Source organism: Rhodococcus sp. NPDC059969, assembly GCF_042738325.1.
In the GTDB taxonomy this organism is placed as follows: domain Bacteria; phylum Actinomycetota; class Actinomycetes; order Mycobacteriales; family Mycobacteriaceae; genus Rhodococcus_F.
Genome location: NZ_JBHWUF010000003.1, coordinates 408,456 through 432,734, shown reverse-complemented (window position 1 = coordinate 432,734; position 24,279 = coordinate 408,456). Strand labels below are relative to the sequence as shown.

Sequence of the window (24,279 nt, the reverse complement as noted above, 5' to 3'; positions counted from 1 at the left end):
TAGTTCACTTCGGCTGAACTACAGCTCGAGTTCGCGCGCAAGGATCGCCGCCTGGACGCGTGAGGTGAGGTGCAGCTTCGACAGAACTCGCGATACATGCGACTTCACCGTCGGGGCACCGACACCGAGTTCACGCGACAGTTCGGCGTTGGACAGACCCATACCCAGTAGAACGAGAACTTCGCGTTCGCGATCGGTGAGCTCGCTCAGTCCGAGCGGCTCGGCGGGCTTGGGAGTGCGCTGAACGAACTCGCCGATCAGTGCGCGTGCGGCTCGGGGAGCGAGCACCGCATCGCCGCCCGCGACATTGCGGATGGCGCTGGTCAGTTCGTCCGCTGTCGCGGTCTTGAGCAGGAAGCCCGATGCACCGGCGCGCAGAGCTGCGAAGACGTATTCGTCGAGGTCGAAGGTAGTCAACACCAGAACGCGGCTGCGGGTCGTACCGATGATCTGACGGGTCGCTTCGATGCCGTCGGTGCCAGGCATCCGGATGTCCATCAGCACGACGTCGGGATGATGTGTGCGGGTGACGGTGATTGCCGACGCGCCGTCTCCCGCTTCCGCAACGACATCGATGTCGTCATGCTGCCGCAGAATCATCGACAGGCCGGAGCGGATTGCGGCGTGGTCGTCGACCAGGGCGACGGTGATCACCGATCCGTTCCGTTCGGTGTGTGGACCGGTAGCTGCGCGCATACCGTCCATTCTCCGTCGACCGGCAGTGCGTCGAGTGAACCGCCCAGCAGCTCGGCGCGATGACGCATGTTTGCAAGCCCGCGCGTTCGTGCCCGCGGACTGGATATGTCGGGACCGATGGGGTTTCGGATGTCGATCTGTAATGCATTGTGCTGGAGGGAGATCGACATCGATATCGGCGCGCCCGGCGCATGCTTGAGTGCGTTGGTCAACGCTTCCTGGGTGATTCGATACGCCGTGTGATCGACCACGCTCGGCAGCTCGGCGGCGTCGACGTCGATCGCTACATCCACTGCGCTGCCGGTGGCACGGGCCGCGTTCAGTAGAACGGGCAACTCGGTAAGCCGCGGGGGAGAGGAACGCGGGTCAGGCGTCTCGCAGCCCCCGGCGTGAAGCAGTTCGATCATCGACCGCATCTCGGAAAGCCCCGCGAGGCTGCTCGATCTGATCGCCCCGATCATCTCCCGCAAGCCATCGTCGGGTTCACCCCGTTCAGAGGAGAGAGTTGCGGTGGAGAGTGCAGCTTCGGAGTGGATGGCGATGGCAGAGAGGTGGCTCGCGATCACGTCATGCAGATCCCGCGCCATGGTTGCGCGTTCGTGAGCGACAGCGGCCTCGCGGTCCAGCGCGGCGAGTGCTTCGTGGACTCTGGAACGCTCGCGTTCCGCCTCGGTCAGTTCGACTTGTCGACGGATGACCAGTGCCCACCACACCGGCGTACCGAAGAACAGAGCAGTCACGACGCCCGCCCCAGCCGCAGCGCGAACGTCCCTGGTGGACAGGTAAACGAGTGCGGTGAGCGCGGCAACCGTCACCGCGGTCAGAGAACACACCACTCGGCCCAGTCGCGCCGTCCCGTACAGAACTGCGGCGTAGGTGAGATCCGAGAGGACAAGCCACATCGGCAGAGTGGGGCCCAGGGCGGCGTCGACCGCGACGATGACGGCTCCCGCCGCCAAGGCCGTTGCCGGGCGCACCCGCCGAAACGAGTCGATCGCACACAGCAGAGCCAGCATCCCGATCCGAACCCCGACGGGAACGTCGGCGACACCTCCGACATCGGTCCACATTTTGTACAGGCCGACGAGGTAGAGAAGTACCCCGATCGCGAACAGACCGATGGCGATGAGCGGATCGTTCCACTTGCCGACGCTCCGACTTCTGGTCACCACAGACTTATCAGAGCACATCGGGGCGCCTGACTTGTCATACCAAATGATGAGGTCGGCGTTGTTCCGACGGCTGATGTGCGGATCCGAGCGAGACGACACGCTCGAGGTATGAAATTTCGTTTCGAGTTGATGATCGGCATTCTCCTCGTCGTCGGGGGCGCTTGTCTGTGGCTGTTCGCGCGTGACGCCGAGTTCTTCTGGTTTCGCGGCGGGCCACTCGGGGTGATTTTGGCGATCATCGGTGCTTTCGACATCGTGAACGCAGTCCGGACGAGGGACACGGTGACACCCGAGCGTCGACACGACTGACGTGGAACTCGTCCTTCTGACGACCCTGGGCGGCCTCGCCCTGTTGGACAGTACGAGCATCGGAACGTTGGTCGTCCCGGTGTGGATGTTGTTGAAACCGGGACGGCCGCAGGTTCGCAGTCTGCTGACCTACCTGGTAGTCATCACGACGTTCTATTTTGTTGTCGGGGTAGCCGTCTGGACGACGGCCCGCGTGGGCATGCCGGTTGTCGCCCCGATTCTCGACACTCCGGTAGCCCGGGGCGCACAGTTGATCCTCGGTATCGCGTTGTTCGCGTTGAGTTTTCGATTCGACTCCGAGAAGCGGCGCACATCCGGTCAGGCTGATCGAACACACGCCTGGCGGGAGCGGGTACTCGATTCGAGTCGTTCGGCGAGAAGCGTCGTACTTCTGGCCATTGCAGCCGGAACCGCCGAATTGGTGACGATGCTGCCCTACTTGGCGGCGATCGCGATGATCACAGCGGCTGGGTTGTCCTCAGTCATGTCGGCGTCGATACTTGCCGGTTACTGCCTGATCATGGCCGCACCGGCAGTCATTCTTCTGTGCGGTCGGCTCGTGGCCGGGAACCGCCTGGACAAGCCGCTGCGCCAGGTGGACTCGCTGATGTCCCGTTACGGCGACAGTGCGATCGGATGGGTGTTCGGCATCGCCGGCTTCTACCTCGCCGGCAATGCCGCTGCCGTGTTGTTCGTGAATCAGCCAGCCTGAACCAACGAATTGATCAGCTTCACACCGTCTTCCGGGTGATCGACGGTCACGGCGAACAATCGTCCGTTCTCGAGAGTGACCACGATCGCCTCACCCGAGCGGAGAGTGACGGCCGTTCCGCGCGGTGTGATCCGGTAACCCCATCCACCCCATTCGGCCGGACGTATCGAATCGACCGATGCGGACTTCACCGTCGAGATGGGGATTTTCTTCCATCGAACGCCCCAGGAACTGATGCCGAGACCGTGACGGTCGACGCGCACGGTGACCGAAGCGAAAGCCGTGATCGCGAGGGTCGACACACCCAGGATCACGGCAACCCACCAATCCGAATACGCGGCAGTGGCGATCACGAGAACGACGAGGCCGGCGGTGAGGATCCACGGCCAGATGCTGCGGACCTGCCCGACCCACACTGCACGTTCGGAGGCCGCGAGCGGCGTGTCCAGCGTCGGGGTCGGAAGTGGTGTCTCAGGGTCGCGTTGCTGCTCAGGCAGTGCATACGCCAGAACTCCGACGAGCACGGCCGCGATCGGCGCAAGAATCCACCAACCGATACGTGCGTCTTCCGGTGCTCCGGCGTCGATCGTGAGGGCGACGCTGAGAATCCAGATCGTCGCCAACGTCGCACTCGAGATCGAGGTGACGGCCAGAAACAGGGGAGCATTGGCGCTCGAACGGGCCGCGACGACACACGCGAAAACGACTGCCACCAGTGAAAGTGCCAGCGCGATGGCGAAGAACGTCGTTGTGGTGCTGAACCCGTCCGGGGCCGATCCGGACCAATGGCTCGCGACGGTCTGGGGTAGCCGATCGCCCCACGCGAAGCGCGCGAGAACCAGGATCAGGGTCGGGATCAGAGTCAGCGAGGCCGCTGTCCAGAGTCGGATCTTGCTGGTCGTCATTGTGTGCTGGTCTCCTTGATGAGGTCGAGCATGTGCGCGGTGTCGAGTCCCAGATTTCGGGCCTGTCGAACGAACTCGCGTGCAGATTCGTTGAGAGCCGTTCTTCCCGAGTCGAATTCGGCGCGAATGACGGCGCCACGTCCGCGTCGGAGGTCGATCAGGCCTTGGTCGCGGAGTGTTGCGTACGCACGAAGGACCGTATGGAGATTGACGTCGATCGACTCGGCGAGAGCGCGAGCGGACGGCAGTCGATCGCCCGGGCCGATTTCGCCGCGGATGACCGAGCCACGAACCCCGGCGGCAATCTGTTCCGCGAGTGGAGTTGTGGAGGCGTGATCTATTCGCACCAACATGTTTGCATTCTATGCAAACAATGCTGTGTTTGGTCAATTCGTGTCGGGGGATGCAGCGAGTTGTGACGTGGGACGGGTAACATCGGCAGAGCTGAAAGACGCGCATTCGGCGTGCGCAACGCAGCAGGAAAGGGGCTTGAATCGCATGAGCGGCCACTCAAAATGGGCCACCACCAAGCACAAGAAGGCTGTGATCGACGCACGTCGTGGCAAATCCTTCGCGAAGCTGATCAAGAACATCGAGGTGGCGGCACGCACCGGCGGTGGCGATCCCACGGGCAACCCCACCTTGTTCGACGCCATCCAGAAGGCGAAGAAGACGTCAGTTCCCAATGACAACATCGAGCGTGCGCGCAAGCGCGGCGCCGGTGAAGAAGCGGGCGGCGCAGACTGGCAGACCATCATGTACGAGGGCTACGGACCCAACGGCGTCGCCGTTCTGATCGAGTGCCTCACCGACAACCGCAACCGCGCAGCCGGTGAAGTTCGCACCGCGATGACCCGCAACGGTGGCAACCTCGCTGACCCGGGTTCGGTCTCCTACCTGTTCGCTCGCAAGGGCGTCGTCACGCTGGAGAAGAACGGCCAGTCGGAGGACGACGTCCTGATGGCTGTGCTCGACGCCGGCGCCGAAGAGGTCACCGATCTCGGTGAAACCTTCGAAATCGTCAGTGAGCCACAGGATCTGGTTGCCGTACGTTCGGCACTGCAGGAAGCCGGCATCGACTACGACTCCGCCGAAGCCGATTTCCGCGCTTCCGTCGAGGTTCCGCTGGATGTCGACGGCGCACGCAAGATCTTCAAGCTCGTCGACGCACTCGAAGACTCGGACGACGTGCAGAACGTCTACACCAACATCGATCTGTCCGACGAGGTTCTCGCGGCCCTCGAAGACTGATTGCCCTTCAACTCAACCCGGCCATGACGTCCTCGTCACGGCCGGGTTGCGTGTTGATGCGGGGCAGTAGTCCCGCGCACCGCTAAGCTATCGAACAGCTGTTCGGTATGGAGAGGTGTGACAAAGTGCGCGTGCTCGGAGTGGACCCAGGCTTGACTCGCTGCGGGTTGGGTGTGGTCGACGGGAGCAACGGCAGGAAAGTGCGCCCCATTGCCGTCGACGTGGTGCGGACTCCGGCAGAGATGGATCTCGGATCTCGGCTCCTACGGATTTCCGATGCGGCTGAACTGTGGATCGAGCAGTACAAGCCGGAGGTTGTCGCGATCGAGCGTGTGTTCGCGCAGCACAACGTCAGTACCGCGATGGGGACGGCGCAAGCAGGTGGAGTTGTGGCGCTCGCTGCCGCCAGACGCGGAATCCCGGTGTGTTTCCACACGCCCAGCGAGGTGAAGGCCGCCGTCACCGGTAGCGGTAACGCAGACAAGGCGCAGGTCACCGCGATGGTGACTCGAATCCTGAATCTGAAGACGGCGCCGAAACCGGCCGACGCCGCCGACGCTCTGGCGCTGGCGATCTGTCACTGCTGGCGAGCGCCCATGATCGAGCGAATGGCCCGCGCCGAGGCGATGGCCGCCGAACAAATGCGTAAGTATCAGGCAAAATTGGCCGAGATGAAGAAGGCAGGTTCACGATGATCGCGTCGGTACGCGGCGAGGTACTCGATATTGCGCTCGACCATGCGGTCATCGAAGCGTCGGGTGTCGGCTATCGGGTCAACGCCACCCCCGTGACGCTCGGTGCGCTCCATCGCGGAAGCGAAGCGCGCCTGTTCACGACGATGATCGTTCGCGAAGACTCGATGACGCTCTACGGATTTTCCGACACCGAGTCGAAGGACCTGTTCAGCCTCTTGCAGACGGTCTCGGGAGTCGGGCCGCGCCTGGCGATGGCAACTCTCGCAGTTCTCGAACCCGACGCATTGCGGCGTGCACTGTCGGAAGGCAACCTGACGGCGTTGACGAGGGTCCCCGGCATCGGCAAACGTGGTGCCGAGCGCATGGTCGTCGAATTGCGCGACAAGGTCGACGCGGTTGCGACGACGGCCGGCGCGGCCACCGGTGTCGTCGCCGGTAGTTCGATCCGCGATCAGATCGTCGAAGCTCTCGAAGGTTTGGGTTTCCCGATCAAGCAGGCCGAGCAGGCCACGGATTCGGTTCTGGCGGAATCGCCCGAGGCCACTACGTCGGTAGCACTGCGTTCGGCCCTGTCGCTGCTCGGTAAGACTCGATGAACTTCGATCCGATCGACGATTTCGACGACGAATCGCAGGTCTCTGCCGAATTGGTGGCGGGAGACGGCGACGTCGAAGCAAGTTTGCGCCCCAAGAGTCTCGACGACTTCATCGGGCAGCCCCGGGTCCGCGAGCAATTGCAGCTCGTGCTCACCGGAGCAAAACTTCGTGGCAGCACGCCTGACCACATCCTGATGTCCGGTCCGCCCGGACTCGGTAAGACGTCGATGGCGATGATCATCGCGGGGGAGTTGGGCTCCTCCCTGCGGCTGACGTCCGGGCCGGCGCTCGAACGCGCCGGTGACTTGGCGGCGATGCTGAGCAATCTCGTCGAGGGCGACGTGTTGTTCATCGACGAGATTCACCGAATCGCTCGTCCGGCCGAGGAGATGTTGTACCTGGCGATGGAGGACTTCCGCGTCGACGTCGTCGTCGGTAAGGGGCCCGGCGCCACGTCGATACCTCTGGAGGTCGCACCATTCACGTTGGTCGGTGCGACGACCCGATCCGGTGCGCTAACCGGTCCGTTGCGCGACCGCTTCGGATTCACCGCACACATGGACTTCTACGAACCCGAAGAGCTGCAACAGATTCTGATGCGCTCGGCGGGAATTCTGGGAGTCAATCTGGAAGTTGACGCCGGCGCCGAAATCGCGAGACGCTCGCGGGGGACACCGCGTATCGCGAACCGATTGCTGCGACGGGTTCGTGACTTCGCGGAGGTGCGCGCCGACGGAATCGTCACCATGGACGTCGCTCAGGCCGCCTTGGCTGTCTACGACGTGGACCAGTTGGGCTTGGACCGACTCGACCGATCCGTCCTGAGTGCGCTGGTGCGTTCATTCGGCGGCGGGCCCGTCGGCGTGTCGACGCTGGCCGTGGCCGTGGGCGAGGAACCGTCGACGGTAGAAGAAGTGTGCGAGCCCTTCCTGGTCCGTGCCGGGATGATCGCCCGGACGCCGCGAGGTCGTGTGGCCACCGCCGCTGCCTGGACTCAACTGGGAATGACGCCACCGCCGGATGCGGCCGCGGGCGGGATCGAGGTTCGCGTCAACGAACCGCAGGCCACGTTGTTCGATCCGAACGGAGCGTGAATTTCGACCGGAAAGGCCTCATTGGTCGGCCGATCTGTCAGGAATCCTCAGCAACTAATGGCACACTGGTGTATTGCGTAGGTCCATCCGGGGCCATCGCGGTGTAAAACGTGCAACACAACCGAGGTTGATCAACACATGTCGAGTTTGCTTTTCCCCCTCTTGATCCTCGCACTGCTCGTGCCCATGTTCCTGGGCATGCGCAAGCAGAAGAAGGCCTTGGCCGCGACTTCCGAGATGCAGGACTCGCTGCAGGTCGGCGATCGGGTGCAGACCACAGCCGGGCTCTACGCAACGATCGCTTCTCTAGGCGACGACACCGTTGACCTCGAGATCGCCGACGGTGTCATCACCACCTGGTCGCGTCTGGTCATCCGTGAGCGCGTCGTCGAGACGACCGAGACCGACGAGTACGACGACGACTCGATTTCCGAGATCGAAGAGTCGGCTACCGACACCGAAATCCGGCTCACCAAGGAGTCCTGACTTCGTCGACCTGGCACGTGTTCTAGAGTTGTGAACTCGGACACACGTCCAGATCGGTTTGTCCGTTCTTTCACCAGCAGCTCAGTTCAACCCGTTGATCAATCGTTGCAGTTCGAACGCCGCAGCTCGGGTGGTCGTAGACCACCCGAGCCGTGCAGTTACTGAAGCACTGCACTTACTGAAGCACTGCACCTACTGAGGAGACTTAAAGATCGTGGCACCTTCCACCGGAACGGTGCATCCGGTCCGCTACCTGGCCCTATTCGGGGTCTTGGTGGTGGCACTGTATGCCCTGGTGTTCTTCACTGGAGACAAGTCGGCCACGCCGAAACTCGGCATCGATCTGCAGGGTGGAACGCGCGTCACGTTGACCGCTCGTACCCCGGACGGCAGTGCTCCGAGTCAGGACAGTCTCAAGCAGGCGCAGGAGATCATCGAGACCCGCGTCAACGGTCTCGGCGTTTCCGGCTCCGAGGTCGTCGTCGACGGTGACAACCTCGTCATCACCGTTCCCGGAGACGACAGCGCACAGGCTCGCTCGCTCGGTCAGACCGCCCGCCTCTACATCCGGCCGGTGACCGGTTCGATCGATGTCGCCACCCGTGACGCGAGTCGGACGGCAACACCGGAGACACCAGCGGCCGAAACACCGGCCACCGATGCTCCGGCTCCCGAAGCACCCACTGACGGGACCCAGACTCCACAGAACCGTCCGTTCCTGGCTCAGGACCCGACAACTCCGGAGGCAACCCCTGCGCCGGAGACGACGACTCCGGCCCCCACCGGGGATGCGTCGAGCGACGGCACCGACGAAGGCGACGCAGCAGCAGCGGAAATCGCCGCAGCGCGCGCCCTCCGACAGAGCAGCGATCCGACCGTCCAGCAGCAAGCAGTGGCGAACCTCGACTGCTCCGTCGCAGACCCACTTCGTGGAAACGACGACCCCACCCTGCCGTTGGTCGCGTGCTCGCAAGACGGACTGAACATCTATCTCCTCGGTCCCTCGATCATCGACGGCCAGGAAATCGCCGACGCGTCGTCGGTCTTCAACTCGCAGCAGTCGCGCCACGAGATCAGCCTCTCGTTCAAGACAAGCGGCAGCAACACCTGGGCCGAGTTCACCTCAGCCAACATCGGCAAGCAGGCAGCGTTCACGCTCGACTCGAAGGTCGTCAGCGCTCCCACGATTCAAGGCGCAACGCCCGCGGGCAGCGCCACCTCGATCACCGGCAGCTTCACCGCGGACAGCGCGAAGGAATTGGCCAACACGCTGAAGTACGGTTCGCTTCCGCTCTCGTTCGCGGCCTCGGAAGCCGAGACGGTCTCGGCCACGCTCGGCCTGGCCTCGCTTCAGGCGGCACTGATCGCCGGCGCGGTGGGTCTTGTGCTCGTTCTGCTCTACTGCCTCGTCTACTACCGCATGCTCGGCGTCCTGACGGCGTTGTCGCTGATTCTCTCGGGAGTCATGGTTTACGCAATCATGGTTCTGCTCGGTAGATACATCGGCTTCACACTCGACCTGGCCGGTATGGCTGGTCTGATCATCGGTATCGGTATGACCGCCGACTCGTTCGTCGTGTTCTTCGAACGCATCAAGGACGAAATGCGTGAGGGCCGTAGCTTCCGCTCGGCGGTGCCACGCGGTTGGGCGCGAGCGCGTCGGACCATTCTTTCCGGCAACGCGGTGAGCTTCATCGCCGCTGCAGTTCTGTACGTGCTGGCGGTCGGACAGGTGCGAGGCTTCGCCTTCACCTTGGGCCTGACAACCATCCTCGACGTGATTGTCGTGTTCCTCGTGACGTGGCCACTGGTCAGCATGGCGTCCCGTTCGGCGTTCTGGTCCAAGCCCAGCGTCAACGGGCTCGGCGCAGTGCAAGAGGTTGCCCGCGAACGTAAGGTTGCCGCCGCTGCGTCGGCTAAGGAGACACGAGCATGAGCGAGTCCAACAACTCCCCTGTGGGGTCCGACAACAGTTCCTCGGCCGAGTCCGCAGACGCCGCCGCCCGATCGGAGATCACCGACTCTGGCGTCGATCAGGGCGCGATGCCCAAGCACAGCTGGCTCTCACGGTTGTACACCGGAACGGGTGCATTCGAGGTCGTCGGCAAGCGTCGCTTCTACTACGGGCTGACCGGCGCTCTGGTCGCGATCGCGCTGCTGAGCATCATCCTGCGCGGGTTCACCTTCGGTATCGACTTCGAGGGTGGATCACGCATTCAGTTCCCGGCCGAGGGTGGAGTCGAGACGTCGGCGGTGGAAACCGTCTACTCCGACACACTCGGGTTCGAGCCGGTCAGCGTGCAGACGGTCGGCTCGGGTGCCAGCGCCACCGTGCAGATCCGGTCGGAGACCTTGAATGCGACGCAGATCAACGATCTTCAGTCGGCGCTCTTCGACGAGTTCCAGCCCAAGGACAAGAACGGGAACCCGTCGGCGCAAGCCATCAGTTTCGCGGACGTGAGTGAAACCTGGGGCGGCCAGATCACCAAGAAGGCGCTGATCGCGCTGATTGTGTTCCTGGTGATCGTGAGTATCTACATCGCCATTCGCTTCGAGCGAGACATGGCGGTAGCCGCGATCGTCGCGTTGTTCTTCGACATCATCGTCACCGCCGGCGTCTACTCGCTCGTCGGTTTCGAGGTGACGCCCGCGACGGTGATCGGTTTGCTCACCATTCTCGGCTTCTCGCTGTACGACACGGTGGTCGTGTTCGACAAGGTCGAAGAGAACACCCGCGGTGTTCTGCACCTGACGCGCCGGACGTACGGCGAGCAGGCCAACCTCGCGGTGAATCAGACCTTGATGCGTTCGATCAACACGACCGTCATCAGTGTGCTTCCCGTGATCGCACTGATGGTGGTCGCGGTCTGGATGCTCGGCGTCGGCACACTCAAGGACCTTGCACTCGTTCAGCTCGTCGGCATCATCGTGGGTGCGTACTCCTCGATCTTCTTCGCGACGCCGCTACTGGTGTCGATGAAGGAACGCTGGGGACCCGTCGCCGCGCACACTCGTAAGGTGCTCTCCCGCCGGGCTACGCTGGCCGAGAAGGGTACGCAGGCGGTTGCCGTCGGCGCACCAGTTGCACGTCGTGCGCCGGTTGCTCCGCAGCCGGGTGCGCGGCCGACCGGAAAGCGAAACAAGAAGGGGCACTGAACATGCTCCCAAGAACACGCACACTGGTTCGATCGATGACGTTCGTTGCAGCCACCGCGGTGGCTGCGGGTTCGTTGGCGGCCTGCTCGGAAAGCGCCGAGCAGGTTCCGTCCATCGGATACGCCATCGACAACTCCATCACCACGTACAACGCCAATACGACAGCTGGGTCGGTGTCCGGAGCGATGGCCGCGTTCGGACGGGTGCTTCCCGGTTTCACGTTCACCGGTCCGGCGGGGGCGCCCGTGTCGGACACCGACATCGGAACGGCGTCGGAGTTGCCCGGTGACGTGCTCACCGTCTCGTACAAGCTCAATCCGGCTTCCGTGTACTCCGACGGGATTCCGATGTCCTGTGACGATCTGGTCCTCACGTGGGCGGCGTCGAGTGGCAAGTTCACCGAAGACGTCGACGGTTCCGTGAAGCCCATGTTCGACACGGCAAACAATCTCGGTTACGCGGACATCGACCGGATCGACTGCCAGAGCGGGTCGAAGGACGCGACGGTGTTCTTCAAACCCGGGCGATCGTTCACCGATTGGCGGTCGTTGTTCGGTGCGACTGCGTTGATGCCTTCACACGTCGTGACGCAGCGCACGGGTGTCAGCGACGTGGTGAGCGCGGTGAATGCCGGTGACACCGAAGCATTGTCGAAGATCGCGGACTTCTGGAACACCGGGTGGAACCTGACTCCAGGTCAGGTGGACACGTCGGTACTGCCTTCCGCCGGACCGTATCGAATCGACTCGTACAGTGCCGACGACGGTCTGGTGCTGGTCGCGAACGAGCGGTGGTGGGGTAACCAGCCGGCGACCGATCGCATCGTCGTCTGGCCACGTGGGGTGAATCTGAACGAGGATCTCGACAAGAACTCGATCGAGGTCGTCGACGTCGCTTCAGGGTCGGCGGGCGAGCTCGGTACTCCGTCAGGTTTCGACGTCCAGCAGATTCCGTCGCGGTCGATCGAGCAGTTCGTTCTCGCGACGTCTGGTTCTCTGGGCGACGAAGCCGCGCGTCGAGCGTTCGCGCATTGTGTTCCGCGGACATCGTTGTTCGAGAAATTCGGGCAGACGGAGAATGCGCCGCAGGCGGGTCTGGGCTCCGGCGTGGTCGATTCGCGACTGATGGCGCCGGATTCACTGGTCTACAGCGACGCCGCTGCAGTCGACGGTGATCGGTACGCCAATTCCGACGTCGAGGCTGCGAAGACCTCGTTGTCGGAAGCGGACCTCGACCAGTTGACCGTCCGAGTCGGCTACCTGGCGCCGGACCCGGTGCGGGCGCAGATCGTCTCCGAAGCAAAAGCAGCGTGCGCTCCGGCGGGAATCACGATCGAGGACGCGAGCAGCGACAGCTTCGATCCTGCGAGTCTGCAGTCCGGGGGAGTCGACGCTGTGCTTTCCGGCATGGCCGGCAAAGTCGGGGCGGGCGGAACAGCGAGCATGATCGACGCGCGCGGAGCGTTGCGATCGGGCAACGGCGCAAACCTCGGTGATTACGGAAACGCGAGGATCGATCAGATCATCGATCAACTGAACGTGGATGCGAGCACGAGTGCGCAATTGGGACTCTCGGTGGAGGCGGAGAACATCCTCTGGACTCAGGTGCCTACGATTCCACTGTTCAATCAACTACGAACTGTCGCTGTAGCTCCAGGCATGTCGGCAGTCTTGGTCAATCCGACGCGGGCCGCTACCGGCTGGAACATGGACAGATGGGTACTACGCAGATGACCGTCTCGAATGGCGTTGCCTTGCACACGCCAGAAGAATTGATCGCAATCCACCGGGCTGCCGGGGACGCCGTTGTTCGGCTGACCCGCTGGGCAGACAACTTCCCGGGCCCTGGAGTGCGGTTCGCCGATCTGACTCCGGTGTTCGCCGACGCAGAGGGGTTCGGCGCCGTGCTCGACGCCCTTGTCGCCTGTGCCCCGGACGCCGACACGATCGCAGCCGTGGATGCCCGCGGGTTCCTGCTCGGTGCCGGCGCAGCCGCGAAGATGGGTGCTGGGGTGGTGGCCGTGCGTAAGGTCGGCAAGCTGCCGCCGCCGGTGCTCTCTCGCTCGTACAGCCTCGAGTACGGATCGTCGACTCTCGAGATCCCGGCGAACGGCTTCGATCTCACCGGGCGGAACGTTCTGGTGATCGACGACGTTCTGGCTACCGGAGGGACACTCGAGGCGGCTGTACAGTTGGTTGAGTTGGGTGGAGCGAACGTCGTCGGCGTCGCAGTGGTGCTCGAGATCGAGGAATTGCGCGGTCGAGATCGCTTCTTGAAGTACCCACTGACATCCCTGGTGAAGGTCTGAGTATTAAAGTTGTCTCCTGGGGGTCGAGTTAGACCTCCAGGGCAATTACCCGATGCAGGGCGGTTGCCTCATCCAACTCGGTGGTAGGAGGTGGCGACATGACGTCGAATCTTGATCGATCACAGAACTCGGGTGCAGTGTCGCAGGAGACGGATGCAGTTCCGTCTCCGGAGACGACACCATCGAAGTCCGCGGTGTCCGACGATTCGGGATCTGCGCAAACTACCGGCAATCGGGGTGGGCAGAACTTGGCCGTGCCCGCCTCCGCCTCCCGTAGGGTGCGCGCTCGGCTTGCTCGGCGCATCACCGGTCAGCGCAACGCCACCATCCGCCCGGTGCTCGAGCCGTTGGTCAGCCTCCACCGTGAGCTGTATCCGAAGGCCGACCTCGCGCTGCTCCAGCGTGCGTACGACGTCGCCGAGGACAGACATTCGAGCCAGCGGCGCAAGTCCGGCGATCCGTACATCACGCATCCGTTGGCCGTCGCAAGCATTCTGGCCGAGTTGGGAATGGACACCACCACCCTCGTCGCAGCACTTCTGCACGACACCGTCGAGGACACCGGTTACTCACTAGAGGAGTTGACCAAGGACTTCGGTGACGAGGTCGCTCACCTCGTCGACGGCGTCACCAAACTCGACAAGGTCGTTCTCGGCACCGCCGCCGAGGGCGAAACCATCCGCAAGATGATCATCGCGATGGCGCGGGACCCGCGCGTGCTCGTGATCAAGGTTGCGGATCGTCTGCACAACATGCGCACGATGCGATTCCTGCCGCCCGAAAAGCAGGCGCGCAAGGCGCGAGAGACTCTCGAAGTCATTGCGCCACTTGCGCATCGACTCGGAATGGCGACCGTCAAGTGGGAACTCGAGGACCTCTCGTTCGCGATCCTGCACCCGAAGAAGTACGACGAGATCGTTCGACTGGTCGCAGATCGCGCGCCCTCTCGTGACACCTATCTGGCCAAGGTTCGCGCCGAGATCAACTCGACTCTGTCTGCCTCACGGATCAACGCCATCGTCGAGGGCCGGCCCAAGCACTACTGGTCGATCTATCAGAAGATGATCGTCAAGGGCCGCGACTTCGACGACATCCACGATCTTGTCGGCGTCCGCATTCTGTGCGAAGAAGTGCGTGACTGTTACGCCGCGGTCGGCGTTGTCCACTCGCTGTGGCAGCCGATGGCCGGACGCTTCAAGGACTACATTGCACAGCCCCGCTACGGCGTCTACCAGTCGCTGCACACCACCGTCGTGGGACCGGAAGGCAAGCCCCTGGAGGTCCAGATCCGGACCCAGGACATGCACCGGACCGCCGAGTTCGGTATCGCCGCGCACTGGCGGTACAAGGAGACCAAGGGCAAGCACGCGGGCGACATCGCCGAGGTCGACGACATGGCGTGGATGCGTCAGCTACTCGACTGGCAACGAGAAGCGGCCGATCCGGGGGAGTTCCTCGAATCGTTGCGTTACGACCTCGCGGTCAAGGAGATCTTCGTCTTCACGCCGAAGGGTGACGTCATCACGTTGCCTGCCGGATCGACTCCCGTCGATTTTGCATACGCCGTGCACACCGAGGTCGGGCACCGATGCATCGGTGCCAGGGTCAACGGCCGATTGGTCGCGCTGGAACGAACTCTCGAAAACGGCGAAGTGGTGGAGGTCTTCACGTCGAAGGCCGCAACCGCCGGGCCGAGTCGCGATTGGCAGACGTTTGTAGTCTCCCCGCGCGCCAAGGCGAAGATCCGGCAGTGGTTCGCGAAGGAACGGCGCGAGGAGGCGCTCGAGTCCGGTAAGGATCAGATCGCGAAGGAAGTCCGCCGGGTGGGACTTCCATTGCAGCGGTTGATGAATGCCGAATCGATGAGCACCATCGCGCACGAACTTCGTTATCCCGACGTCTCCGCGTTGTACACGGCCGTTGGCGAGAGTCAGGTGTCGGCGCACCACGTCGTGCAGCGTCTGGTTGCTCATCTGGGCGGCGTCGGCGCCGTCGAGGAGGAACTGGCCGAGCGTTCGACGCCGTCGACCATGCCGGTGCGCACACGCAGCACGGGCGACTCCGGAATTCTGGTTCCGGGGGCTCCCGGCACGGTGGCAAAACTCGCGAAGTGTTGCACGCCGGTTCCAGGCGATTCGATTCTGGGCTTCGTCACGCGTGGCGGCGCGGTCAGCGTGCACCGTACCGACTGCACCAACGCCAACTCGCTCCACGATCAGTCGGAGCGAATCATCGACGTCGAATGGGCGCCGTCAGCGACCTCGGTGTTCCTGGTCGCAATCCAGATCGAGGCGCTCGATCGTCATCGGTTGCTCTCCGACGTCACCAAGGCGTTGGCCGACGAGAAGGTGAACATCCTGTCCGCCTCGGTCACCACCTCCGGCGACCGAGTGGCGATCAGCAAGTTCACCTTCGAGATGGGCGACCCGAAGCACCTGGGTCATGTGCTCAACGTGGTTCGCAACGTGGAAGGCGTCTACGACGTCTACCGCGTGACTTCGGCCTCGTAAACTGCTGTGCGCCTTTATTAACCGCGGGCGGTTAATAAAGGCGCACAGGGGGTCAGGCGACTACTGCAGTCTCGATGGTGATCGGGGTGTTGGGTGCACCGCCGCCGGTTGCGCCCATGCCACCGTCGTCGCCGTCGGCCGCGATCTTTTCGATCGTCGCCAGGCCGGCGTCGTCGATCTTTCCGAAGACCGTGTAGTTGGGCGGCAAGACCGAATCCTCGTAGACGAGGAAGAACTGACTGCCGTTGCTACCCGGGGCACCCGAGTTGGCCATTGCCAGCGTGCCGCGGGGGTAGACGGCAGGCAAGGAGAGTGCCGGATCGTTGGCCGGGTAGGCAGTGGTCGGGTACTCGTTGTCGAAGCCGTAGCCGGGTCCGCCCGTGCCCTTGCCCGAGGGGTCGCCGCACTGAAGGATCTGTAGACCGGGTGTGGTGACGAGTCGATGGCACGGGGTGTCGTCGAAGTACTTCTGCTCGGCCAAGCTCACGATGCTGTTGACCGTGCAGGGGGCTTCCGCCCGGTTCAGTTCCATCCCGATTGGGCCGGCCGTAGTCGTGAGCGCGACGGTTACGGTTCCCTCGGTGGATACGCCCGTGGAGCTCGGCGGATTGACGGTTTTTGCTGCACCTGCTGCGCTCGGGTACGAGCAGTCGACGGTCGCCGAGGAAGGAGTCGGGACAGGCGGGAGTGCGTCGAACTGTGACATGTCGAGCGGCGGCATGGCAGCCGTCGTCGTTTTCGCCTTGGAGGTGCTGGACGGCGAGTCCGAGCTACCGGAATCGCTGGAACAACCAGCCAGAAGCAGCGCCGCGGCGCTTGCAGCGGCAATAACTACAGGAAAGCGCATCACAAGATTACGTCGCATCAGTCGAGCCTTACTGTCTTGATGTCGGTGGTCAGATTCGGCTTGCCGTCGCCCTCAGGCGTCGATCCGCCGGCCGCGACCTTGTCCAAAGTGGCGAGACCGGTCTCGTCGATCGTGCCGAAAACCGTGTACTGCGGCGGGAGTTGCGAGTCGCCGTAGACGAGGAAGAACTGGCTGCCGTTGCTACCGGGTGCCCCGGTGTTTGCCATCGCAACCGTGCCGCGCGCGTAGGTGACTGCCTCTTGCGCTGCCGGGTCGGTGGTGGCGTACGCCGTGGTGGGGAACTCGTTGTCGAATCCGTATCCCGGGCCGCCGGTGCCGGTTCCCGACGGGTCGCCGCACTGGAGAACCTGGAGCGTGGGGCTGGTCGTCATGCGGTGGCAGGTGGTGTCGTTGAAGTAGTCCTGCTGCGCCAAGCTCACGAAGCTGTTCACCGTGCACGGAGACTTCGTTCCGTCGAGCGTGAGCCCGATGTTCCCCTGTGACGTCTCGACGCTGATGCTCGGTGTCGCGTCCGGGGCGGTGGTGGGGATGCCGTCGGTACGAGGCGGGTTGTTGGCCTTGGACGCAGTAGCACCGTCGGCCGGGTAGGAGCAGGAAACCGTGTCGGCAAGTGGCGTCGACAGACCGGCCGGCATCGCACCCGCAGTTTGCGGCGTGAGGCTCGAGTCGTCGGCTGCAGTGTTGGTGGTGTTCGCGTCGTCGTCGCTGCGGTTGCTGAACCAGATGAGGCCGCCGACGACACCGACTACGACAACCACGCCGAGTGCAGTTCCGGCTATCGTCATCTGCTTGCGCTTGCGGGCACGTTCTGCGCGACGTTCGAGCTGACGCTCGAGCTTGCGTTTCGCCGCCTCGCGGCGTTGCTCGTTACTCGGCACTGCTGTAGTCCTCCGTATCGCGGGTGGATCGTGGTCGGCCGGCCGAGCGACACCCTGGGGTCGGCTTCGGCAAGCGGCTCTACTCGTCGTCAGAGTCTCCCATTGCAACCTGAGAACTTACTGGCGGGGCAGCAGCTTAGGCTGTAACCGACACCGTGTTGTTCGTTTCCGCCCTTCGAAGAGGAGTTGCCCCCGTGCTCGTCACTGGTTTTCCGGCCGGGATGTTCCAAACCAACTGCTACATACTCGCCCAGGACGACGCGTGCGAATGCGTAGTCGTCGACCCGGGGCAGGATGCGGCCGAGCCGCTCTTCGAATATCTCGACTCGAAGGACATGACGGTCAACGCGGTACTACTGACACACGGTCATCTCGATCACGTGTGGTCGGCCCGCGAGGTCTGTGAGCGGTATTCCGTACCCGCGTACATCCATCCCGAGGATCGCTACATGCTCAGCGATCCGGCACGGGGGATCGGCCCGACGATGAAGGAATTCATTCAGGGCATGACGTTCGTGGAGCCGGACGAGGTGATCGAACTGGCCGACGGAGACAAGATCACCGAGGCCGGAATGACGTTCGTCGTCGACCACACACCCGGGCACACGCAGGGATCGGTGGTGTTCCGAACCCAGGCGAACACCGAGTCCGGACCCGTGGACTTGGCGTTCACCGGTGACACCCTGTTCCAGGGTTCCATCGGGCGCAGCGACCTGCCCGGCGGAAATCACGAGCAGTTGCTCGCCTCGATCGCCCGCAAGCTACTGGTACTCGGTGACGAGACAGTGGTCCTGCCCGGGCACGGCGGCAACAGTTCGATCGGCGCCGAGCGAAGCTCGAACCCGTTTCTCGTTGGACTCAGCGCACAAGAATAAGGAAAAGTACCTCTCGTGAGTAAAGCCAGCACCTTCTCTGCACCCAAGGGCATTCCGGACTACGTTCCGCCGCAGTCAGCCGAATTCGTCGCCGTTCGTGACGGTTTGACGCGCGCCGCCAGGTTGGCCGGGTACGGCCACATCGAATTGCCGATCTTCGAAGACACCGGCTTGTTCGCGCGCGGCGTCGGCGAGTCCACCGACGTCGTCAGCAAAGAGATGTACACGTTCGCCGACCGTGGCGATCGTTCGGTGACGTTGCGTCCCGAGGGAACCGCAGGCGTCATGCGTGCCGTCATCGAGCACAACCTCGATCGTGGACAATTGCCGGTCAAGGTCAGCTACGCGGGCCCGTTCTTCCGCTACGAGCGCCCGCAGGCCGGTCGCTACCGTCAGTTGCAGCAGGTCGGCGTCGAGGCCATCGGGATCGACGACCCCGCACTCGACGCTGAGGTCATCGCGATCGCCGACGCCGGATTCCGGTCGTTGGGGCTCGACGGCTTCCGCCTCGAAATCACCTCTCTCGGCGACGACACCTGCCGACCGCAGTACCGCGAACTGCTGCAGGAGTTTCTCTTTGCACTTCCGCTCGACGAGGACACGCGTCGACGCGCGGAGATCAACCCGCTCCGGGTGCTCGACGACAAGCGCCCGGATGTACGTGAGATGACTGCGGGCGCACCGCTCATGCTCGATCACCTGTCGGAGAGCTGCAAGGCCCACTTCGACGAGGTGCTCGCGCACTTGGATGCCTTGGGCGTTCCCTATGTCGTCAACCCGCGCATGGTTCGCGGCCTCGATTACTACACCAAGACAACCTTCGAATTCGTGCACGACGGACTGGGCGCGCAGTCCGGAATCGGCGGCGGTGGTCGTTACGACGGTCTGATGGAACAACTGGGCGGACAGCCGCTTTCGGGGATCGGGTTCGGAATCGGCGTCGACCGCACGGTTCTCGCTCTCGAAGCCGAGGGAAAGTCGGTTGCACCACCGGCACGTGTCGATGTCTTCTGTGTGCCGATGGGCACCGAGGCGAAGGCGGCACTGGTGAAGATCGCACATCAGTTGCGTGCCAACGGAATTCGTGTCGACCTGGCGTACGGAAATCGAGGCGTGAAGGGCTCGATGAAAGCAGCTGATCGTTCGGGTGCCGCAATCGCATTGGTCCTCGGCGAGCGTGAGCTCGAAGAGGGCGTTGTCGTTGTCAAACAGTTGGCAACAGGTGAGCAGGAGACGGTGCCGCTCGACCAGGTTGTCGACAAGCTCGGGGATCTCGTTGAGCACTGAGGCCGAACCGGTTTCACTCGATCTGGTTCCCGTGGCGTTGATCGCGCCGCGGCTGAAGAAGTTCGCCGTTGTTGTTGTGGTGTTCGGTGTGGTCGTCGGGTTGATTGTCAGTGTGTTCTCGACGGCGACCGTTGGAGTGATCGTCGGTGCCGTCATCGCGGTGCCGACGTCGCTGGCGATCCTGATGACGCTGCGCCGACACATCACGTTGTACGGCAACAGGGTTCGTGCGCAAGCTGGTTTTCGAACCAACGACGTCGACGTGGCCGAGGTACTCACGGCGGCGTTGACGGTGCGATCCGGCCGGATCAGCGAGGTCAGCCTGACACTCGGCGACGGACGGTCCACCGTGCGGATACCGCTCGCGCTGTACACGGCAGGAGGCGGGCGCGAGTTGGAGATCCTCGCACTCCGCAAGCTCGCCGACGCCCTCGCTGCCAGCGAGTTAGTACCGGCTGCCGCGTTGTCCTCGGTGCTGATCGAACAGTTGCGTGCCGAAGCCCGCGGCGCCGGACTGGCCGAGCGTCCGCTGTATCGCGCCGTCGAACTCGTGACGGCGGAGGGACGAGTGCCGAGAACCACACTGACAGACCACGAAGTGGCCGGATTACTCGACTAGCGTGGAAACCGTTCTTACAGCGTTGTAGAACGGACAGTCGTGAAAACGGCAGGTGAGGAGTCGGCAATGAGTATTGCACCCGTAACCGTCACGGTGACCGGAGCGTCGGGTCAGATCGCATACGGCATGCTTTTCCGCATAGCTGCGGGGGAGATGCTCGGCGCGGACGTCCCGATCAAACTTCGACTGCTCGAGATTCCCGCCGCTGTGTCCGCTGCCGAAGGCGTTGCGATGGAACTCGAGGACGGCGCATTTCCCTTGCTGAGCTCCATCGACATCACCGACGATCCCGACGTCGCCTTCTCCGGCGCGAACATCGGCATGCTGGTCGGTGCGCGTCCGCGGAGCAAGGGGATGGAGCGCGCCGACTTGCTGAGCGCGAACGGCGCGATTTTCACAGCGCACGGGAAGGCGATCAACAACAACGCAGCCTCGGACGTCAAGGTGCTGGTCGTGGGAAACCCGGCCAATACCAACGCACTTATCGCGATGAACAACGCACCGGATGTGCCGGACACTCGGTTCAGTGCACTGACGCGTCTCGACCACAACCGAGCGATCGCGCAGGTGGTGAAGAAGACCGGCGTTCGTGCGTCGTCGGTCCGCAAAGTATCCGTCTGGGGAAACCATTCGGCGACGCAGTACCCGGATCTGTCCCATGCGACCGTCGCGGGTAAGCCTGCGCTCGCGGTGATCGACGATCGCGACTGGGTGGAGAACGATTTCATCCCTACGGTTCAGGTGCGAGGCACAGCCATCATCGCTGCGCGTGGATCGTCCTCTGCGGCAAGCGCAGCCAGTGCGTCGATCGACCACGTCCGCGACTGGGTGATCGGTACGGCCGAGGATGACTGGGTATCGATGGCCGTGTGTTCGGACGGTTCCTACGGAGTGCCCGAAGGATTGATCTCGTCCTTCCCGGTGACCTGTGCCGGTGGTGAATTCGCCATAGTTCAGGACCTCTCGATCGACGACTTCTCACGCGAACGGATCGACCTGTCCGTCGGCGAATTGGAGCAGGAGCGCGCGGCGGTGCGGGAGTTGGGCTTCGTCTGAGGTTTGTCTTGATCAGAGATCTCGGAACAGGTACTGATCGGGATCCTCGGCGCCGAGCACGGGCGGCGACACCATCGGTAAATCGTCGACCATCGAATTTTCGTCGCCGGCATTGACGAGATACCCCGGAGTGATGCGGGACGACTCGTCGTCCCGCGATCCGCGAGGTCCGCCGCCCATCATTCCCCCGGGCGTCATATTTCCGCCGCCGACCGCCGAAGATGTTGCACCCAGGCCGGGCGTTGCTACCGGAACCGGTTGAACTGCAGCAACTCCCGCTGCGCCTCTCATCGTCCCACCGCTCGCGCCGTTCCCGCCCACCCACGCCCCGCCGGAGCTCGCTGTCGCACCGGGTGACGGCGACCCACCGGCTGCGAGTGATGCCGACGAATTGCCTGCGCCCCAAAGCTTCTCGACGCCGGCCGGAAGTCCGGCGCCTGCCTGCGCTGCCGAGGTCCGAACTGCATCGGCGCCTGGGTGAGTGGAGTACGGTGCGTCGCCGGCGTTGATTGCTGCCGGTGACTGCGGGGCGGATGCAGCCGATGCCGACAGAGGCTGGGCGATCTGGCGGGCGGCGTCGGCGAACGCCTCCGGAGCAGCAAGGTTGGCGAGCGCCTCACCGATCGGTGGAGTCGGAACGGGGATCGACCCGGCAAGAGCATTCATGGCAGCGGTGTGCCCGATCATTTCGCCGCGAGTCGCAGTCACCGCCGCGACCGCTGCCTGCATGTGTTCAGCTGCGGAGGCAAGCAACATCGCCTGTCCGGGTGGTGTCCATGCGATCGGTGCAGCAGCCGCAATCGTGGCGGCGAAGGACTGCGCGATCGCCGCGAGATTTGCATTGCCTCGTTGCACCGATTCCGCGGCTGCAGCAGTGGTTTTCGATATCGCAGTTCCGCGTTCGCTCAATTCTGCGCCGCTGTTCTGTGCGGATCGCGACAGTTCGGTCGCGGCGTCACTGCCGGTGCTGTTCCATGTCTTCCCCACCTCGGCGACCGCGCTTTCGGACAGTCCCATGGCTTGGTCGATCAGCGTGGACGCCTGGTTGAAGATGCCGACGGGATCGATGCCGGTAAAAGTGCCTGTGCCGAGACTCTTCCCGAGTTCGATCAGGGGCGCGAACAGATCTTCGATTCCGGGGAGCGCCGGAACCGGTATGCCGGCGAGCATCGAGTCGACCGCGTTGTTCGGCAGTGCCGGGGCCTGTGGACTGCCGAGGAAGCTCGGCATCGACGGCAGGGTCGGAAGTGACGCGAGCAGGTCCGAGAGATCCCCGAGCGCAGACAAGGCCATTGCCGGGTCCGGCGCACCACCTTGAAGGAGGTCGAGGACCGTCGTTGAGTCGACTTCGGTATTGACGCGATCGGTATTGACGCGATCGGAGTTCACGCTGTCACACTCGTCGATCCAGCCGCGCCGGTCAGATCTGACGCGATTGCATGATCTGTCGTGTCGTAGGCCTGTGCGGCTGCACCGGCAGTTGCGGCATTACCGGCGTAGAACGTAGCGAGTGCTGCAACATCTTTGGTGTGTGTGGCCTGAGCGCGCGCGAATGCTTCGAGAAATTCGATCCCGACGGGGCCAACGGCCGGTGCGACTGCCGCGATGTTGGCGCCAAGATCGACGACGGCGGCCTGCGCGATGTGTCCTGCAGCTTCGGCCGACGTCGAGCCGTACTTACGAATGTCGTCAGTGACGACAGTCAATTCGCTCATCATTACCCCCAGTTGGTAAGCGTCGTGAGAACTGTATCGGACCACAGTCCGCCCTTGCAGGGAGAGAACGCGAGTTCGCCATCGCATCCAGACAACTTGGACGAAGTGGCGGAGATTACATTCGGATCCGGTGTTGGTATTGCGGGTGCGATCGATTTGGCACACTCGAACCATGCGAACCGCTGCGGACGTCATCCTCCGACTCACGTCCGATCCAGCTCGCTGTGGACTGGTGATGGATTTCGACGGTGTGCTTGCACCCATCGTCGATGATCCGTCGGCGAGTGCACTCCTGCCCGGCGCCGAGGACGTGCTCGCGACTCTGACGAAACACCTCGGTGTAGTCGGCCTGCTTTCGGGGCGGCCGGTGTCGTTTCTGCGAGAACGGCTGAGTCTGGATTCGGTTGTACTCATGGGTTCCTACGGTGTCGAGACCTGGACGGACAACGGAATCAAGGTGCTTCCGGCCGTCGCGGCGTTCAGTGATGCCGTCGCTGAAGCAGAAGCCGACCTGCGCCGCTTGTTCGATTCTCAGGCAGTTCCCGGCATCCATGTCGAGAGCAAAGGCCTTGCGGTGGCCGTGCATTGGCGTCGGGCTGCAGATCGAGCGGCCGCGCAGCGCCTGGTGGAAGCAGCGACAACAGAAATCGCGAGCCGGACCGGGTTGCATCGTGAGCCCGGCAAGCTGGTCGAAGAATTGCGCCCACCGGTCAAGGAGGACAAGGGGACAGGTCTTCTTCGTGCGATCGAGGCCGCGGGAGTCGACGTCGTTGCGTACGCGGGAGACGACCGCGGCGATCTACCAGCATTTGCGGCGGCCATCGCATTCGGGGGAGAAGCGCTGGTGGTCAAGGGCGATGACATTGCACCAGAAGTTGCCGCCGTCGACGGCGTCCAGTTCGACGGCCCGCAGGCATTCCTGGGTTGGATGAAAGATCTTGCCGCGCAACTCGAACGCTGATGCATGATGTCAGTCGGCCAGGAACTCGACCAGGTCTTCTTTCGAGGTGCCGCGTGCACGGGGCAGAGTGACGCGAACCCGCTCGTGCCCTGTTCCTTGGCGTGATCGACAAGCGCTGTGGGTTCTGTCA

Annotated in this window: 25 protein-coding genes; 17 read left to right on the top strand and 8 right to left on the bottom strand. The window is 63.3% G+C overall.

From position 1 onward, the window contains the following. Positions 1 to 18: 18 nt before the first annotated feature. Entirely contained in the window at positions 19 to 696 is a 678-nt protein-coding gene (locus tag ACFWAD_RS13510; RefSeq protein WP_378544532.1) for a response regulator, read from the bottom strand. Then, entirely contained in the window at positions 651 to 1,865 is a 1,215-nt protein-coding gene (locus tag ACFWAD_RS13505) for a sensor histidine kinase (protein WP_378544529.1), read from the bottom strand. The genes ACFWAD_RS13510 and ACFWAD_RS13505 overlap by 46 nt, the downstream gene beginning before the upstream one ends. A 111-nt stretch (positions 1,866 to 1,976) precedes the next feature. On the opposite strand from ACFWAD_RS13505, the gene ACFWAD_RS13500 reads away from it, so the two are divergent. Next, positions 1,977 to 2,177 carry a hypothetical protein gene (locus tag ACFWAD_RS13500; protein WP_378544526.1) on the top strand — a complete coding sequence of 67 codons (201 nt, stop codon included), beginning with the start codon at positions 1,977 to 1,979 and terminating at the stop codon, positions 2,175 to 2,177. Position 2,178: 1 nt separating this feature from the next. Further along, positions 2,179 to 2,889, top strand: coding sequence for a GAP family protein (locus ACFWAD_RS13495; protein WP_378544523.1), 711 nt, complete (start codon positions 2,179 to 2,181; stop codon positions 2,887 to 2,889). On the opposite strand, the gene ACFWAD_RS13490 is transcribed toward ACFWAD_RS13495, so the two are convergent. Both ACFWAD_RS13490 and ACFWAD_RS13485 read right to left on the bottom strand, forming a co-directional pair. Next, complete coding sequence (locus ACFWAD_RS13490; RefSeq protein ID WP_378544520.1) at positions 2,877 to 3,794, bottom strand: hypothetical protein; 918 nt, start codon at positions 3,792 to 3,794, stop codon at positions 2,877 to 2,879. The two genes, ACFWAD_RS13495 and ACFWAD_RS13490, sit on opposite strands and share 13 nt — an antisense overlap. Continuing rightward, positions 3,791 to 4,147 (bottom strand): GntR family transcriptional regulator, encoded by a 357-nt coding sequence (locus ACFWAD_RS13485; RefSeq protein WP_378544517.1) that lies wholly within the window; start codon positions 4,145 to 4,147, stop codon positions 3,791 to 3,793. The genes ACFWAD_RS13490 and ACFWAD_RS13485 overlap by 4 nt, the downstream gene beginning before the upstream one ends. A gap of 145 nt (positions 4,148 to 4,292) precedes the next feature. Here ACFWAD_RS13485 and ACFWAD_RS13480 point away from each other — a divergent pair, with 145 nt between their 5' ends. From ACFWAD_RS13480 to ACFWAD_RS13435, 10 genes are all read left to right on the top strand, one after another. Next, entirely contained in the window at positions 4,293 to 5,045 is a 753-nt protein-coding gene (locus ACFWAD_RS13480; protein WP_230817251.1) for a YebC/PmpR family DNA-binding transcriptional regulator, read from the top strand. Positions 5,046 to 5,170: 125 nt separating this feature from the next. Then, positions 5,171 to 5,740 carry a crossover junction endodeoxyribonuclease RuvC gene (ruvC, locus tag ACFWAD_RS13475; RefSeq protein WP_243617247.1) on the top strand — a complete coding sequence of 190 codons (570 nt, stop codon included), beginning with the start codon at positions 5,171 to 5,173 and terminating at the stop codon, positions 5,738 to 5,740. After that, positions 5,737 to 6,336, top strand: coding sequence for a Holliday junction branch migration protein RuvA (ruvA, locus tag ACFWAD_RS13470; RefSeq protein WP_378544514.1), 600 nt, complete (start codon positions 5,737 to 5,739; stop codon positions 6,334 to 6,336). The genes ruvC and ruvA overlap by 4 nt, the downstream gene beginning before the upstream one ends. Continuing rightward, positions 6,333 to 7,430 carry a Holliday junction branch migration DNA helicase RuvB gene (gene ruvB, locus ACFWAD_RS13465; protein WP_378445879.1) on the top strand — a complete coding sequence of 366 codons (1,098 nt, stop codon included), beginning with the start codon at positions 6,333 to 6,335 and terminating at the stop codon, positions 7,428 to 7,430. Before ruvA ends, ruvB begins: the two co-directional genes overlap by 4 nt. Before the next feature lie 138 nt (positions 7,431 to 7,568). Further along, the gene (yajC, locus tag ACFWAD_RS13460) at positions 7,569 to 7,916 is read left to right on the top strand and encodes a preprotein translocase subunit YajC (protein WP_230817254.1); all 348 of its coding nucleotides are present in this window, start codon (positions 7,569 to 7,571) and stop codon (positions 7,914 to 7,916) included. Between the two features lie 214 nt (positions 7,917 to 8,130). Next, positions 8,131 to 9,852: a protein translocase subunit SecD gene (gene secD, locus ACFWAD_RS13455; protein ID WP_378544511.1), complete on the top strand. Its 1,722-nt coding sequence runs from the start codon at positions 8,131 to 8,133 to the stop codon at positions 9,850 to 9,852. After that, a complete protein-coding gene (secF, locus tag ACFWAD_RS13450) occupies positions 9,849 to 11,072 on the top strand; it encodes a protein translocase subunit SecF (protein ID WP_378544508.1) in 1,224 nt (407 codons plus the stop codon). The genes secD and secF overlap by 4 nt, the downstream gene beginning before the upstream one ends. A gap of 2 nt (positions 11,073 to 11,074) precedes the next feature. Next, complete coding sequence (locus ACFWAD_RS13445; RefSeq protein ID WP_378544505.1) at positions 11,075 to 12,805, top strand: ABC transporter substrate-binding protein; 1,731 nt, start codon at positions 11,075 to 11,077, stop codon at positions 12,803 to 12,805. Next, positions 12,802 to 13,380, top strand: a complete 579-nt coding sequence (locus ACFWAD_RS13440; protein WP_251012150.1) for an adenine phosphoribosyltransferase — start codon at positions 12,802 to 12,804, stop codon at positions 13,378 to 13,380. The genes ACFWAD_RS13445 and ACFWAD_RS13440 overlap by 4 nt, the downstream gene beginning before the upstream one ends. Positions 13,381 to 13,478: 98 nt before the next feature. After that, entirely contained in the window at positions 13,479 to 15,890 is a 2,412-nt protein-coding gene (locus ACFWAD_RS13435) for a RelA/SpoT family protein (protein ID WP_378544502.1), read from the top strand. A 52-nt stretch (positions 15,891 to 15,942) separates the two neighbouring features. On the opposite strand, the gene ACFWAD_RS13430 is transcribed toward ACFWAD_RS13435, so the two are convergent. Beyond that, a complete protein-coding gene (locus tag ACFWAD_RS13430; protein WP_378544499.1) occupies positions 15,943 to 16,755 on the bottom strand; it encodes a peptidylprolyl isomerase in 813 nt (270 codons plus the stop codon). Continuing rightward, positions 16,755 to 17,636, bottom strand: a complete 882-nt coding sequence (locus ACFWAD_RS13425; RefSeq protein ID WP_378544496.1) for a peptidylprolyl isomerase — start codon at positions 17,634 to 17,636, stop codon at positions 16,755 to 16,757. The genes ACFWAD_RS13430 and ACFWAD_RS13425 overlap by 1 nt, the downstream gene beginning before the upstream one ends. A gap of 194 nt (positions 17,637 to 17,830) precedes the next feature. Between ACFWAD_RS13425 and ACFWAD_RS13420 the strand changes: the two genes are divergently transcribed. From ACFWAD_RS13420 to ACFWAD_RS13405, 4 genes are all read left to right on the top strand, one after another. Further along, positions 17,831 to 18,511: an MBL fold metallo-hydrolase gene (locus ACFWAD_RS13420; protein ID WP_378544493.1), complete on the top strand. Its 681-nt coding sequence runs from the start codon at positions 17,831 to 17,833 to the stop codon at positions 18,509 to 18,511. Positions 18,512 to 18,526: 15 nt separating this feature from the next. Further along, positions 18,527 to 19,798, top strand: coding sequence for a histidine--tRNA ligase (gene hisS, locus ACFWAD_RS13415; RefSeq protein WP_378544490.1), 1,272 nt, complete (start codon positions 18,527 to 18,529; stop codon positions 19,796 to 19,798). Next, positions 19,788 to 20,417 carry a hypothetical protein gene (locus ACFWAD_RS13410; protein ID WP_042919891.1) on the top strand — a complete coding sequence of 210 codons (630 nt, stop codon included), beginning with the start codon at positions 19,788 to 19,790 and terminating at the stop codon, positions 20,415 to 20,417. Before hisS ends, ACFWAD_RS13410 begins: the two co-directional genes overlap by 11 nt. Before the next feature lie 66 nt (positions 20,418 to 20,483). Further along, a complete protein-coding gene (locus ACFWAD_RS13405; RefSeq protein WP_378544487.1) occupies positions 20,484 to 21,473 on the top strand; it encodes a malate dehydrogenase in 990 nt (329 codons plus the stop codon). A 12-nt stretch (positions 21,474 to 21,485) separates the two neighbouring features. Here ACFWAD_RS13405 and ACFWAD_RS13400 read toward each other — a convergent pair whose 3' ends face one another. Both ACFWAD_RS13400 and ACFWAD_RS13395 read right to left on the bottom strand, forming a co-directional pair. Next, positions 21,486 to 22,862, bottom strand: a complete 1,377-nt coding sequence (locus tag ACFWAD_RS13400; RefSeq protein ID WP_378544484.1) for a hypothetical protein — start codon at positions 22,860 to 22,862, stop codon at positions 21,486 to 21,488. Beyond that, positions 22,859 to 23,188 (bottom strand): type VII secretion target, encoded by a 330-nt coding sequence (locus ACFWAD_RS13395; protein WP_378544481.1) that lies wholly within the window; start codon positions 23,186 to 23,188, stop codon positions 22,859 to 22,861. The genes ACFWAD_RS13400 and ACFWAD_RS13395 overlap by 4 nt, the downstream gene beginning before the upstream one ends. 172 nt (positions 23,189 to 23,360) lie before the next feature. Here ACFWAD_RS13395 and otsB point away from each other — a divergent pair, with 172 nt between their 5' ends. Next, positions 23,361 to 24,149 (top strand): trehalose-phosphatase, encoded by a 789-nt coding sequence (otsB, locus tag ACFWAD_RS13390; protein WP_378544478.1) that lies wholly within the window; start codon positions 23,361 to 23,363, stop codon positions 24,147 to 24,149. Positions 24,150 to 24,279: the final 130 nt, after the last annotated feature.

What these genes read in the sequence shown, in the direction of transcription:
- ACFWAD_RS13480 (WP_230817251.1), top strand. Translation starts at nt 4,293, where the DNA reads ATGAGCGGCCACTCAAAATGGGCCACCACCAAGCACAAGAAGGCTGTG.
- ACFWAD_RS13440 (WP_251012150.1), top strand. Translation starts at nt 12,802, where the DNA reads ATGACCGTCTCGAATGGCGTTGCCTTGCACACGCCAGAAGAATTGATC.
- ACFWAD_RS13490 (WP_378544520.1), bottom strand. Translation starts at nt 3,794, where the DNA reads ATGACGACCAGCAAGATCCGACTCTGGACAGCGGCCTCGCTGACTCTG.
- ACFWAD_RS13445 (WP_378544505.1), top strand. Translation starts at nt 11,075, where the DNA reads ATGCTCCCAAGAACACGCACACTGGTTCGATCGATGACGTTCGTTGCA.
- ACFWAD_RS13430 (WP_378544499.1), bottom strand. Translation starts at nt 16,755, where the DNA reads ATGCGACGTAATCTTGTGATGCGCTTTCCTGTAGTTATTGCCGCTGCA.
- yajC (WP_230817254.1), top strand. Translation starts at nt 7,569, where the DNA reads ATGTCGAGTTTGCTTTTCCCCCTCTTGATCCTCGCACTGCTCGTGCCC.
- ruvA (WP_378544514.1), top strand. Translation starts at nt 5,737, where the DNA reads ATGATCGCGTCGGTACGCGGCGAGGTACTCGATATTGCGCTCGACCAT.
- ACFWAD_RS13500 (WP_378544526.1), top strand. Translation starts at nt 1,977, where the DNA reads ATGAAATTTCGTTTCGAGTTGATGATCGGCATTCTCCTCGTCGTCGGG.
- ACFWAD_RS13395 (WP_378544481.1), bottom strand. Translation starts at nt 23,188, where the DNA reads ATGAGCGAATTGACTGTCGTCACTGACGACATTCGTAAGTACGGCTCG.
- ACFWAD_RS13405 (WP_378544487.1), top strand. Translation starts at nt 20,484, where the DNA reads ATGAGTATTGCACCCGTAACCGTCACGGTGACCGGAGCGTCGGGTCAG.
- ACFWAD_RS13485 (WP_378544517.1), bottom strand. Translation starts at nt 4,147, where the DNA reads ATGTTGGTGCGAATAGATCACGCCTCCACAACTCCACTCGCGGAACAG.
- ruvB (WP_378445879.1), top strand. Translation starts at nt 6,333, where the DNA reads ATGAACTTCGATCCGATCGACGATTTCGACGACGAATCGCAGGTCTCT.
- ACFWAD_RS13435 (WP_378544502.1), top strand. Translation starts at nt 13,479, where the DNA reads ATGACGTCGAATCTTGATCGATCACAGAACTCGGGTGCAGTGTCGCAG.
- secF (WP_378544508.1), top strand. Translation starts at nt 9,849, where the DNA reads ATGAGCGAGTCCAACAACTCCCCTGTGGGGTCCGACAACAGTTCCTCG.
- otsB (WP_378544478.1), top strand. Translation starts at nt 23,361, where the DNA reads ATGCGAACCGCTGCGGACGTCATCCTCCGACTCACGTCCGATCCAGCT.
- ACFWAD_RS13510 (WP_378544532.1), bottom strand. Translation starts at nt 696, where the DNA reads ATGCGCGCAGCTACCGGTCCACACACCGAACGGAACGGATCGGTGATC.